Annotated in this window: 9 protein-coding genes; 5 read left to right on the top strand and 4 right to left on the bottom strand. The window is 34.6% G+C overall.

What is annotated here, in order from left to right; translation table 11 throughout:
* Position 1 precedes the first annotated feature (1 nt).
* The gene (locus tag GXM17_RS14360) at positions 2 to 1,324 is read right to left on the bottom strand and encodes a PDZ domain-containing protein (RefSeq protein WP_163400013.1); all 1,323 of its coding nucleotides are present in this window, start codon (positions 1,322 to 1,324) and stop codon (positions 2 to 4) included.
* Between the two features lie 123 nt (positions 1,325 to 1,447).
* Between GXM17_RS14360 and GXM17_RS14355 the strand changes: the two genes are divergently transcribed.
* From GXM17_RS14355 to lgt, 5 genes are all read left to right on the top strand, one after another.
* Positions 1,448 to 2,644, top strand: coding sequence for a pyridoxal phosphate-dependent aminotransferase (locus tag GXM17_RS14355; protein ID WP_163400012.1), 1,197 nt, complete (start codon positions 1,448 to 1,450; stop codon positions 2,642 to 2,644).
* Positions 2,645 to 2,845: 201 nt separating this feature from the next.
* The gene (folE, locus tag GXM17_RS14350) at positions 2,846 to 3,517 is read left to right on the top strand and encodes a GTP cyclohydrolase I FolE (protein WP_066032379.1); all 672 of its coding nucleotides are present in this window, start codon (positions 2,846 to 2,848) and stop codon (positions 3,515 to 3,517) included.
* A 124-nt stretch (positions 3,518 to 3,641) separates the two neighbouring features.
* The gene (gene cysS, locus GXM17_RS14345; protein WP_163400011.1) at positions 3,642 to 5,120 is read left to right on the top strand and encodes a cysteine--tRNA ligase; all 1,479 of its coding nucleotides are present in this window, start codon (positions 3,642 to 3,644) and stop codon (positions 5,118 to 5,120) included.
* Positions 5,121 to 5,142: 22 nt separating this feature from the next.
* A complete protein-coding gene (gene yidD, locus GXM17_RS14340) occupies positions 5,143 to 5,382 on the top strand; it encodes a membrane protein insertion efficiency factor YidD (protein ID WP_163400010.1) in 240 nt (79 codons plus the stop codon).
* A gap of 63 nt (positions 5,383 to 5,445) precedes the next feature.
* Complete coding sequence (lgt, locus tag GXM17_RS14335) at positions 5,446 to 6,378, top strand: prolipoprotein diacylglyceryl transferase (protein WP_163400009.1); 933 nt, start codon at positions 5,446 to 5,448, stop codon at positions 6,376 to 6,378.
* 471 nt (positions 6,379 to 6,849) lie between these two features.
* Here lgt and secDF read toward each other — a convergent pair whose 3' ends face one another.
* From secDF to gyrB, 3 genes are all read right to left on the bottom strand, one after another.
* On the bottom strand, positions 6,850 to 9,840 hold the full coding sequence (gene secDF, locus GXM17_RS14330) for a protein translocase subunit SecDF (RefSeq protein WP_163400008.1): 2,991 nt from the start codon (positions 9,838 to 9,840) through the stop codon (positions 6,850 to 6,852).
* A 225-nt stretch (positions 9,841 to 10,065) separates the two neighbouring features.
* The gene (mdh, locus tag GXM17_RS14325) at positions 10,066 to 11,001 is read right to left on the bottom strand and encodes a malate dehydrogenase (protein ID WP_163400007.1); all 936 of its coding nucleotides are present in this window, start codon (positions 10,999 to 11,001) and stop codon (positions 10,066 to 10,068) included.
* A 122-nt stretch (positions 11,002 to 11,123) separates the two neighbouring features.
* Positions 11,124 to 13,064, bottom strand: a complete 1,941-nt coding sequence (gene gyrB, locus GXM17_RS14320) for a DNA topoisomerase (ATP-hydrolyzing) subunit B (protein ID WP_163400006.1) — start codon at positions 13,062 to 13,064, stop codon at positions 11,124 to 11,126.
* Positions 13,065 to 13,268 lie beyond the last annotated feature (204 nt).

Below are 13,268 nucleotides of genomic sequence, written 5' to 3'. Positions count from 1 at the left end.
ACTACAATTCATCTTCTAAACGAAAACGAAATTTCAATAATACACTATTGCGTTCAATTTCTAAATTAATCCATATATCTTCTTCCGATTTCAAAAGATTGTTGATTTGTTGTAATGTATATTTGTAAGGCTTAGTATGATTAATACTAATAATGACATCACCTTTTTGCAGGCCACTTTTTTCTGCTGCTGATTTTTTGCGGACATTTACAATTTCATATACAGGCTTTAATTGAAATTTATATCTGAAATCATTATTGTTTTTTCCGTTAAAATTTTCATCAGTTGCGTTACCTACACGTACTGTTTCCAAATGTACCGTTTCCTGCACCCACTGCAAGCCATTATGCTGAACTGTAATTCCGCTTTTATTATAAGTAAATGGTTCATTGAATTTGTTATTTTTTTTCAGATACATTTTTTTATCCGCATAATCCATGACCACTGTAAAGCGTTTTAAAACTTCGCCCCCTACTGAACCTATTCGATTCTCAACCATTTTTACATTTCTTATGGAACCTGAGTCCGGAAAAGCCACAATTGGGTTTCTAAATTCAAAATCAGAAAGTGAAAAATTTGAAACTTTAGCCCTGTGCCCTTCTATGTCACCACTAAATCCTTTTCCAAGGAAATCAGGAAAATTTTTCTCGGGTAGTTTTATTTTATCATTTTCAAAAACCCAGAATGAATCACTGTTACCAATATCCACCAATAATTTCGCCGGAATTTTTTCACCTCCAACTACGGCAGAAGCAATAACATAAGGTTTTGACCTTTCAATACTAATGGGTAATCTTTTGAACTTTTTATCATAATTATTCCTAACCGTTTCATTTTTTTGATGCACAAAAATTCTTTTCTTTTGATAATTAATTTCTACAATATTATTTTTAAAAAATTTATAGCCAATTATGCCGTTAACCGGAATTCCTATGTGAGAAGACAAATTGAATCCCTGATCTAAAATGATATAAACCAAATGATTTACAGATTTTAAACCATGTGTTTCCAGAATATTATTGGTTGATTTTAAACCCTCTATTTCCTCTTCACTTCCTAAACCGCGAAGTTTAATTTTTTGAACATTTTTAAAACTGACCTCTTTTTTGTCGTCCATGCTGAATAAAATTGTTTCATCAACACCAGAATCCAATAAGAAGTTCAGCTCAATACCGTTAACTTTTATAGGTATAAAAACTAAGTTATTGATTAGTTTAAAGGGGATTATCACTTTCTTTTTATGCTTTTCAATTAAAAAATCATCCTGAGCATTTAGTACAAAAGATGCTAAAAGCCCAAAAAACAATATCATATATTTTTTCATTGATAATTTTTTATTATAAAATTACTAAAAAAATTGATTATTGTTACATTTTCACAACTCCTCCTATTGTTTACGCTAAATCCGAAAAAAAAATGCAAATTTGCACTTCAATAATTTATACTCATGCCAACAATTTCACACAAGGGCAGAAACATGCCCGAATCACCGATACGAAAGCTGGCTCCTTTTGCTGATTTAGCAAAGAAAAAAGGACTCAAAGTGTATCACTTAAACATTGGTCAACCGGATATCAATACACCGGAAGTGGCCATCGAGGCGGTAAAGAATATTGATTTGAGTATTATAGAATACAGTCCGTCTGCCGGATACGAAAGCTATAGAAAAAAATTAGCTCATTTTTACCAGCGCCAAAATGTAAACGTTAATACAGAAGACATCATTGTAACTACTGGTGGTTCTGAGGCCTTACTTTTTGCACTGGCCACAATAACAGATCCTGGAGATGAAATTATCATTCCGGAACCATTTTATGCTAATTACCATGCATTTGCATCATCAACAAGCGCAACTGTAGTACCTCTTGTTTCTACAATTGAAACTGCTTTTGCCTTACCAAGTGTAGAAGAAGTTGAGAAACTAATTACACCCAGAACAAAAGCAATCCTGATTTGCAATCCCGGAAATCCGACTGGGTACTTATATTCTGAAGAAGAAATTAAGCAATTGGCAGGCTTGATAAAAAAGCATGATTTGTATTTAATTGCTGATGAAGTGTATCGTGAATTTTTATATGATGGAAATGAGGTGCATTTTTCAGTAATGAATTTAGAAGATGTCCAGCAAAACGTCATCATGGTTGATTCTGTTTCAAAACGCTACAGTATGTGTGGTGCAAGGATAGGCTGTTTAGTTACTAAAAACAAACAGGTACTGGCAACAGTAATGAAATTTGCCCAGGCGCGCTTAAGTCCGCCAACAATTGAACAAATTGCATGCGAAGCTGCGATAGATACTCCACAGAGTTATTTTGATGAAGTAATTTCAGAATACAAAAGCCGTCGTGATACATTAATTACTGAACTAAATAAAATTGACGGGGTAATCGTAACAAAGCCCAAAGGAGCTTTTTATTGTATTGCACAATTGCCAATAGACAATTCTGAAGATTTTGCACAATGGCTTCTGGAAAGTTATGATTTGAATGGAGAAACTGTAATGGTAGCACCGGCAGCAGGTTTTTATTCAACTCCCGGAATGGGTCTTAATCAGGTTCGAATTGCATATGTATTAAACCAAAAAGATTTGACTACCGCTGTAAACATATTGAAGGAAGCGCTTATCGCTTATACTAAAAAATAGTAAGGACTAGCTACAGACTTCAAAAAGACAATGACTGACTAAGTTATTGTCTTTTGTGTTTTTAGTAATCAGTCATTTTTTTTAATTTAAATTATATCAAAAAAGGATTAATTAAATAGTAAAAACGATAGAAAAGGTTTCCCATTTATTAATTATCTTTACCGCCTTAAAAAGATATACCCATTATAATAGTAGTTTTTAATGATAAATAACGAAGATTTTTTAGACGAAATAGGTGACAGTCATTTCAGCAGCAATGCAAAAAACCCACTTAGAGCGGACGCTTTTGATATAACTGATGAAGAAAAAATAGAAAAAATTAAAAAAGATGTCGAAAACATTCTTCAGACACTTGGAATGGATTTGACGGATGACAGTATAAAAGGCACTCCAAACCGTGTTGCAAAAATGTTTGTAAAAGAGATTTTCGGAGGTTTAAACCCTGCCAAACAACCAAAAGCTTCAACTTTTGATAACAACTACAAATATGGTGAAATGCTGGTAGAAAAAAACATCACGGTTTATTCTACCTGTGAACACCATTTACTGCCAATTATCGGACGTGCTCACGTTGCTTACATATCTAGCGGAAGAGTTATTGGTTTATCAAAAATGAACCGCATCGTTGAATATTATGCAAAAAGACCTCAGGTACAGGAACGCTTGACAATGCAGATTGTTCAGGAATTACAAAAAGCCCTGGGAACAGAAGATGTCGCCTGCGTTATAGATGCAAAACATCTTTGTGTAAATTCCAGAGGAATTAAAGATATCGAAAGCAGTACGGTAACATCTGAATTTGGCGGAAAATTCAAAGAACCCCAAACAAAGAGAGAATTTTTAGATTATATTAAGTTAGATACGCAATTCTAAATTTATACCGTATTTCCTTTATATTTATGATTTAGCCCTGATAGCAGCGGCATCCTTTTATGGTGGGGTTCACCATAAAAGATATAGCGGATAGCAGGATTAGCTCCTAAAACATCAATAAAATATGCCTTTATATAAAACACAATCGTTAAAAATATACAATTCACTTTCGGGTGAAAAAGAAAGTTTCAAACCAATCCATGAAGGGAGTGTTGGAATGTATGTTTGCGGACCTACTGTTTACAGCAATGTTCACTTAGGAAATGTGAGAACATTTATGTCTTTTGACGTCATATTCAGGTATTTTCTACATCTTGATTATAAAGTACGTTATGTCCGTAATATTACAGACGTTGGACATATTGTGGATGATGTTGATGAAGGTGAAGATAAAATTGCAAAAAAAGCACGTCTGGAACAGTTGGAACCTATGGAAGTGGTACAGCGCTATACTGTCGATTTTCATGACATCCTGAAAGCCTTCAATTTTTTACCGCCAAGTATAGAGCCAACAGCAACAGGACATATAATAGAACAAATCGAAATCATCAAAAAGATTATTGATACCGGAATTGGGTATGAAGCAAACGGATCAGTTTATTTTGATGTTGTAAAATATAACGAAACCAAGAATTACGGAATTCTAAGTGGCAGAAATATCGAAGATATGTTAGCCAATACCCGTGATCTTGATGGACAGTCTGACAAACGAAACCCTCAGGATTTTGCGCTTTGGAAAAAAGCAGAGCCCGAACATATCATGAGATGGCCTTCTCCATGGAGTGACGGTTTTCCTGGCTGGCATCTTGAATGTACTGCAATGAGTACAAAATATTTAGGCAATCATTTTGATATTCACGGAGGCGGAATGGATTTAAAATTCCCACACCACGAGTGTGAAATTGCGCAAAACGAGGCTTGTACAGGCCAGTCTCCGGTAAATTACTGGATGCACGCCAACATGCTTACGCTGAACGGCAAAAAAATGGCGAAATCTACCGGAAATAATATCTTACCCGGAGAAATTTTAAGCGGGAAAAATACTGTTTTAAGCAAACCATTTTCTGCATCTGTAACAAGATTTTTTATGCTTCAGGCACACTACCGAAGTATTTTAGATTTTTCTGATGATGCCATAACAGCTGCCGAAAAAGGATATAAAAGATTAATGGAAGCTATTGATGCCTTAACATCAATTTCAGTAGGAAATTCAAGTTCTATTGATTTTGGTGCATGGAAACAATTATGTTACGATGCGATGAACGATGACTTCAATACTCCTATTTTAATTGCCCAATTATTCGAAGGTGTTCGATATATTAATTTACTGAAAGAAGGCAAAGAGACCATTTCTGCTGAAGATTTAAAATCATTTTCAACTGTTATTAAAGCCTTCGTATTTGATGTTTTAGGATTAAGCGACGATAAAGCTGCTGACAGCAATAATGACAAATTAGAAGGTGTAATAAACATGCTGATCGGAATGAGGAATCAGGCCAGAGCTGATAAAAATTTCGCACTTTCTGACCAAATCAGAGATCAGTTGATAGCTTTGGGTATCCAATTGAAAGACGGAAAAGAAGGCACCACATTTTCATTATAAATCAATTCATTTCTAATAAATCATGAAAGTAATCACTCCATTTGTTTTATTAGTACGGTTTTATCAAAACGCCATTTCACCATTTACACCGGCATCCTGCAGGTTCGAACCCACCTGTTCCAGTTATATGATCGAAGCACTGCAAAAACACGGATTATTCTATGGTGGATATCTTGGAATTAAACGTATTTTAAGCTGCCATCCGTGGGGAAAATCTGGTTACGATCCTGTTCCGGAGAAAAAATGTCTGCACAAACATTAACTTTAAATAAAGACTTACTCTGCTTTAAATATTTATTTTTACAAAAACATAACAATTTACTATATGACACATGCCTTAAATATCGTTTGGAATCCTTCTGAGGGAATCGATTTAGGATTTTTTATGATTCGCTATTACAGTTTAATGTTCGTTATTGCTTTTGGATTAGGATGGTTCCTGATGAAAAAGATATTCGAACGCGAAAACGAATCAATTGACAAACTGGATTCTCTATTTGTCTGGACTGTTTTAGCAACTTTAATTGGCGCACGTTTAGGACATGTTCTGTTTTATGATTGGGAATATTTCAGAAATCATTTACTTGAAATATTTTTACCATTCAAATTGGAGCCGGAATTCCAGTTTACAGGATTCCAGGGATTAGCTAGTCATGGCGCAGCAATTGCCATTATTATCGCTATGTATTATTACAGCAAAATGATTCTAAAACGTCCTTTATTATGGATTTTAGACCGCGTAGTTATTCCCGTAGCCAGCGGGGCTATATTTGTACGTATAGGAAATTTTATGAATTCTGAAATCATTGGAAACGAAACAAATTCCGCTTTTGGAATCCGCTTTTTACATGATCAGTTCAGTAAAAACGAGGTAGTCAGTAAAACAGGAATTGCAGACCCAAAACAAGCTTACACTGCCATTGCAACCGACCCAAAATTTGCTGACTTGTTAGCTCAGGTTCCCGCAAAACATCCAACACAATTATACGAAGCGTTTTGTTACATTTTTGTATTTGCTATCTTATTCTTTTTATATTGGAAAACAAATGCAAGACTTAAATCAGGTTATTTATTTGGCCTGTTTTTAGTCCTTTTATTTGTAGTAAGATTCATAGTCGAATTTGTAAAAGAAAGTCAGGGAGGTTTTGAAAGCACATTAGGATACTTCTCAACAGGACAATGGCTAAGCATACCTTTTATCATAATCGGTCTTTTCTTCATCATTAGAGCACAAAGAAATCCTCTATCAGCATCATAAAAAAAAATCAATGTAATATGCCCAATGCTTTTAAACGTATTGGGCATTTTTTTGCTTTAAATTTACGTCTGAGCTCTTCCTTAATATTAATAATCTCACCATTTACTTTTAATTTTTATTTAGAGCAGAACTTTATCAATTACAATAAACTTCAGTCCTGCTGTCCGCTATATCTTTTTCTGGCTAAAGAAGCCATAAAAAGGATATCGCTCCCATCAGGGCTAAATTAGAAATATCTTTTACAAAAAGCTTAGCGCTAGGTCTTCATAAAGTTAACTGACTTAAAGAATTAATTACATACAAAAAAACAACAACTGGCAAATAATAAAAGAAGTGTTTTTATGATAAGAATAAAATTCTGAATTACAAATTTTGAATTTCTGCAATAAAAATATTTTACCATAAAAAAAATTAAGACAAAAAAAAAGATCCAGCTTTCACCGGATCTTTCTCTATATAAACAAAGGGTAATTACACCTTATTATGTTTGTCTTCAATTGTATGTTTGTCATCACTTGAAATCGTATCAACCAATACAGGCGTAGCGATAAATAATGATGAATAAGTACCTACGATAATACCAACTAACATGGCAAATATAAATCCTCTGATTGACTCTCCTCCAAAGATAAACATCGTTAATAGCACGATAATCATCATTAATGAAGTATTCAATGTTCTTGATAAAGTTGTATTAATAGAAGCATTTACGATATCTTCAAAACTGCCTTTACGGTTTCCGATGATAAATTCTCTGATTCTGTCAAATACAATTACAGTATCATTCATAGAGTAGCCAATAACGGTAAGAATCGCAGCGATAAAGTGCTGATCCATTTCCATGTGGAAAGGCATGAATTTGTAACATAATGAGTAGATTCCCAATACAAAAATTACGTCATGCGCAACAGCTGCAATAGCACCTAAAGAATATTGCCATTTACGGAAAGAAATCATTAAATATAAGAAAATAACTGCCATCGCACCAAGAACTGCCCAGTATGAGTTAGTTTTAATATCCTCCGAAATAGATGCCCCAACTTTAGAAGCCTGTAAAACTCCAATCGCTTTTCCATCATAAGTATTTGTGAATTTTTCATACGTAACATTAGGGAAATATTTCGCTAAAGCTTTATATAATTTCTGATTCACTTCCTCATCAACAGCTACACCGTCTTCTTTGATTTTGTATTTAGTTGTGATTTTCAACTGATCATCATCCCCTAAAATTTTAGCTTCAACAGGAGTTCCAAAAGCGGCAGACAATTCATCTGAAACAGCCGTTGCATCTACAGGTTTCTCAAATTTAACCTGGAATGTTCTACCTCCTACAAAGTCAACACCTTCATCTAATCCGTTAACAAAGAAGATAGAAATTAAACTCACTACAACTACAATTGAAGAGAAAATATAAGTGAATTTTTTGATCTTAATAAAGTCAAAGTGGAAATTAGTAAACCAGTTTTTAGTAATGTTTGTAGAGAAAGTCAAATCTGCTTTTCCTGCAATATTTCTGTCAATGAAAATTCTGGCAATAAAGATTGAAGTAAACAATGAAGTTACGATACCAATAAGCAATGTTAATGCAAAACCTTTAATTGGTCCTGTTCCAAATATAAACAAGATTGCTCCGGTCAATACGTGAGTAACGTTTGCATCAATGATAGAACGCATCGCACCGTGCCATCCGTAAGAAGCCACTACAGCTTCAGACAATGATTTCCCTTCACGTAATTCTTCTTTAGCTCTTTCAAATATAATAATGTTCGCGTCTACAGCAGTACCCAATGTTAATACGATACCCGCAATCCCTGGCAATGTCAATACAAAACCAAAACTTGCCATAATTCCGAACAGGAAAAGTAAGTTTAATAATAACGCAAGGTTTGCATACCAACCAGCTTTACCATAATAGAATACCATCCATAAACAAACCAATAAAAATCCTAATACAGCTGAAATCGTTCCCGCATCAATCGCAGCCTGACCTAAAGATGGTCCCACAACAGTTGACTGAACAATATCTGCAGAAGCCGGTAATTTACCTGCATTTAATACGTTAGCTAAATCTTTAGTTTCAGCAACATCAAAAGAACCTGTAATTTCAGATCTTCCTCCGGCGATAGGTCCGCTTGTTACTCCCGGTGCAGAATAAACTACATTATCCAGAACAATAGCGATATAACTTTTTTGAGCAAAAGCTCTTCCTGTTAATTCTTCCCAGATTTTAGCACCCTGACTGTTCATTTGCATAGAAACAGCCGGTTTTCCTAATTGATCAAAAGTATCTTTTGCATCCGTCACTACACCACCGCTCATAGCAGGAGCATTATCTCTGTTCCCTTTTAAAGCATACAGTTCAACTACCTCAATATCTTTAGCAGAAGCTATATCTTTAGCTTTTGGATCTTTAATAGTAGTAGGCTTGCTCCATACAAATTTTGCGTTGTGCTGGTCTCCGGCCAACAGCACTCTGATTTCCGGCCTTTTAAAATACTCATTAATAACCGCAGTATCTTTTGGGGCAAAATAACCTAAAACCGGTCCTCCACCCTGACCTAATATTTTATCAAATAATGGATTATTCCCTTTTTTAGTATCAAGTGAATCTTTAGCGTCAGTTAATAACGCATTCAATGAATCTTTAACAACCGCTTTAGTCTCTGTTTTCTTGATTTCAGTCTTTTTTAAAGCTTCATTAGTAGCAACTAAAAAGTTTCCGATTTCTTCTATTTTAAAAGTTTCCCAAAACTCTAACTGAGCTTTTCCACCTAATAATTTTTTGATTCTGTCAACATCCTTAGCACCAGGAAGCTCTACTAAAATCCTTCCTGTTTCTCCTAATTTCTGAACATTTGGCTGAGTAACACCAAATTTGTCGATACGCTCTCTTAATACTTTAAAAGCACTTTCAACAGACTCATCAACTTTTCTCTTAATTACTTTTTGCGCTTGTGCATCTGTCATTTGAAAATCGATACCACCTTCTCCCTGTAAACTTCTGTTTGCAAAAATATCAGGTGATGCTAGTTTTGTTGTTCCATTTGAATTGGCTTCAAAAGCTTCAAAAAACTTATTTAAATAGGTCTTATTCCCTTCTAAATTTGCACTTGCGTCCGCTAATGATTTGTTGAATACCGGATTTTTAGAATTATTAGCCAAACCTTTCAAAACATCTTTGATAGAAATCTGAAGAATTACATTGATTCCGCCTTCTAAGTCAAGACCTTTATTCAATTGTTTGTTTTTTACTTCATTATAAGTAAAATCTGTAAATCCAAGATCAAAAACCTTCGTTTTACCAATAGAATCTAAATATTTTAATTCCTTGTCAGGATTATCTCCTGCAAAAGCTTTAGCCTCCTCTTTGACATTATTTGCCACAAAAGTGAAAGAAAGTTGGTAAATACTTACCAATGCAAATAGAATTGCGAAAAATTTAATAAGTCCTTTATTCTGCATTATTACTAAAAATTAATTATGTTTTTGTTTGTAGTTTGTTTTAAATTCCCATAAAATAAGCCCTGACATGAGTTTTTAAAACTAAAAAACCTTAATCACGAATTACAGCATTTTTTTTAAACCGAGCAAATATATAATTCTCGAAATGATTAAACAATTTATTTATTAATTAATCTCAAAAAAAAGACTGCAAAAGTGCAGTCTTGATTCTTTTTATTTAAATGTTTAAGCCAGAATCTCTTTTAGCGCATCATTCATGCTTCTAACAGCATCTGCACTTTTAGCAAATAAATCCTTTTCTTTTTCATTCAGATGAATTTCCAAAATCTGTTCAACACCATTTTTGCCAATTATACATGGAACACCGATACATATATCATTTTGACCATATTCGCCGTCTACATAAACAGAGCATGCAATCATTTTCTTCTGATCATTTAAAATACTGTCAACCAAAAAAGCAACTGAAGCTCCAGGTGCATACCATGCCGATGTTCCTAAAAGCCCTGTTAGTGTAGCTCCTCCAACCATCGTATCTGCAGCTACTTTTTCCAATACTTCTTCTGAAAGAAATTCAGTTACCGGTATTCCGTTATAGGATGCCAAACGGGTTAACGGAATCATGGTAGTATCACCATGCCCTCCGATTACCATTGCTGAAATATCATTTGCAGGTTTATCTAAAGCTAAAGAAAGATACGTTCTAAATCTGGAACTATCCAGTGCCCCACCCATACCAATTATTCTGTTTTTTGGCAATCCTGTAGATTTTAAAGCCAGATAAGTCATAGTGTCCATTGGATTAGAAACCATAACAATAATGGTGTCAGGCGAATATTTTAATACATTTTCAGCAACGGTTTTTACAATTCCTGCATTTATTCCAATTAATTCTTCACGTGTCATTCCAGGTTTTCTTGGAATACCCGAAGTGATAACAACAACATCACTATTGGCTGTTTTTGAATAATCATTTGTAACACCTGACACATGAGTATTGAAACCTGTATTTGTTGCACATTGCATAATATCTAAAGCCTTACCTTCAGCAAAACCTTCTTTAATATCCAACAATACTACTTCGCTGGCTATTCCTCGATAAGAAATAACATCCGCACAAGTGGCTCCAACATTTCCTGCTCCTACAATGGTAACTTTCATATTTTATACTTTATTGGTTATTAATTAATTTCAGGTTTAATATACAAATTGTTTAAACGACTAACTAATGAGTTTCCTGTTTTTTTAAATAAAAATTTTATCAAAAAACATTCAGCCAAATACTATGCATCAATATTGGCGTAAACAGCATTTTTCTCGATAAATTCTCTACGAGGCGGCACTTCATCGCCCATTAACATTGAGAAAACCTGATCAGCTTCCGCCAAACTATCAATATTTACCTGACGTAAAGTCCTGAAATTTGGATCCATAGTAGTTTCCCACAATTGCTCAGCGTTCATCTCTCCAAGACCTTTGTATCTCTGTATAGCGGCGCTTCCTCCCATCCTTTCATTCGCCTGATCACGCTGAACATCATTCCACGCATACTCCTTTTTATTTCCTTTTTTGACTAAATATAAAGGTGGCGCCGCAATGTAAACGTGACCTTCCTCAATCAGTTCTTTCATGAAACGGAAGAAGAATGTTAATATTAAGGTAGAAATGTGGCTACCATCGACATCGGCATCACACATGATGATTACTTTATGATAACGTAATTTTGAAAGATTCAATGCTTTACTATCTTCTTCAGTTCCAACAGTAACTCCCAAAGCTGTAAAAATATTACGAATCTCTTCATTTTCGAATACTTTGTGATGCATTGCTTTTTCAACATTCAGGATCTTACCTCGTAATGGTAAAATCGCCTGAAAGTTACGATCACGACCTTGTTTTGCAGTTCCTCCTGCCGAATCTCCCTCAACAAGATAAACCTCACATCTTGCAGGATCCTGTTCAGAGCAATCAGACAGCTTTCCAGGAAGCCCACCGCCACCCATAACGGTTTTACGCTGTACCATTTCACGTGCTTTTTTTGCAGCGTGACGTGCCTGGGCAGCCAAAATTACTTTTTGAATAATTACTTTTGCATCATTTGGATTTTCCTCCAGATAATTTTCAAGCATCTCCCCTACGGCCTGAGAAACAGGAGAAACAACTTCTCTGTTTCCAAGCTTCGTTTTTGTCTGACCTTCGAATTGCGGTTCTGAAACCTTTACCGAAATAATAGCAGTCAAACCTTCACGGAAATCGTCTCCTGAAATTTCAAACTTCAGTTTATCCAGCATTCCCGAAGCATCAGCATATTTTTTAAGTGTTCTTGTCAAACCACTTCTAAAACCCTGTAAATGGGTTCCTCCTTCGTGTGTATTGATATTATTCACATAAGAGAAAATATTCTCAGAATAACTGGTATTGTAAATCAGGGCAACTTCAACCGGAATTTCGCCTTTATCATTATCCATACTGATTACATGAGAAATAATCGGCTCACGATTACCATCTAAATAACGAATATATTCTTTTAACCCTTCATCAGAATGAAATACTTCGCTTTTAAATTCGCCTTTTTCATCTACTTCTCTTTTATCCGTAAAAGTAATTGTGATTCCTTTATTCAAAAAAGAAAGCTCACGCATACGGGCTGAAAGCGTATCATAAGAGAACTCTGTAGTCTGCTGAAAAATAGTATCATCCGGATAAAAAGTCTGACGTGTACCTCTTTTATCAGTTTCCCCGATTTGTTTTACAGGATATAATGATTTTCCTCTTTCGTATTCCTGTTCGTAGATTTTTCCTTCTCTAAAAACAGTAGATTTCATATGAACAGAAAGAGCATTTACAACAGAAACCCCAACACCGTGAAGACCTCCTGAAACTTTATAAGAATCTTTATCAAATTTACCTCCGGCACCAATTTTAGTCATTACAACCTCAAGAGCAGAAACACCTTCTTTTTTATGCAAATCAACCGGAATACCACGACCATTATCTTCAACTGTTATCGAACCGTCTTCGTTAATTGCGACACTAATCGTATCACAATGTCCTCCCATCGCCTCATCAATAGAGTTATCCACAACTTCATAAACCAAATGGTGCAGCCCTCGAACACCCACATCTCCAATATACATCGATGGACGCATTCTTACGTGCTCCATTCCTTCTAATGCCTGAATACTATCTGCTGAATAATTGTTCTTCTTGATTTCTTCGCTCATATAATTTATTCTAAAAAATGTAATTATTGTCTTAACACGCAAATATATGAAAACGCAACTTATATACCTCTTAAAATAGTCTTTAAAGCACCTAAGTTATTAACAGAATTATTAAAAATTACAGAAAATAAATCCAAAAAGACATACTAAATTTCCAAACTTCATAAAATCAAAATTCCGAAAATAGGAATAACATAAAAAAAC

Source organism: Flavobacterium fluviatile (genome assembly GCF_010645065.1).
Classification (GTDB): domain Bacteria; phylum Bacteroidota; class Bacteroidia; order Flavobacteriales; family Flavobacteriaceae; genus Flavobacterium; species Flavobacterium fluviatile.
The sequence above is the reverse complement of the archived record's forward strand: the minus strand, read 5'-3'. Positions and strand labels throughout refer to the sequence as shown.

Bases quoted from the DNA above. Each gene is read 5' to 3' on its own strand.
- GXM17_RS14360 (WP_163400013.1), bottom strand. From the start codon at position 1,324: ATGAAAAAATATATGATATTGTTTTTTGGGCTTTTAGCATCTTTTGTA.
- GXM17_RS14355 (WP_163400012.1), top strand. From the start codon at position 1,448: ATGCCAACAATTTCACACAAGGGCAGAAACATGCCCGAATCACCGATA.
- folE (WP_066032379.1), top strand. From the start codon at position 2,846: ATGATAAATAACGAAGATTTTTTAGACGAAATAGGTGACAGTCATTTC.
- cysS (WP_163400011.1), top strand. From the start codon at position 3,642: ATGCCTTTATATAAAACACAATCGTTAAAAATATACAATTCACTTTCG.
- yidD (WP_163400010.1), top strand. From the start codon at position 5,143: ATGAAAGTAATCACTCCATTTGTTTTATTAGTACGGTTTTATCAAAAC.
- lgt (WP_163400009.1), top strand. From the start codon at position 5,446: ATGACACATGCCTTAAATATCGTTTGGAATCCTTCTGAGGGAATCGAT.
- secDF (WP_163400008.1), bottom strand. From the start codon at position 9,840: ATGCAGAATAAAGGACTTATTAAATTTTTCGCAATTCTATTTGCATTG.
- mdh (WP_163400007.1), bottom strand. From the start codon at position 11,001: ATGAAAGTTACCATTGTAGGAGCAGGAAATGTTGGAGCCACTTGTGCG.
- gyrB (WP_163400006.1), bottom strand. From the start codon at position 13,064: ATGAGCGAAGAAATCAAGAAGAACAATTATTCAGCAGATAGTATTCAG.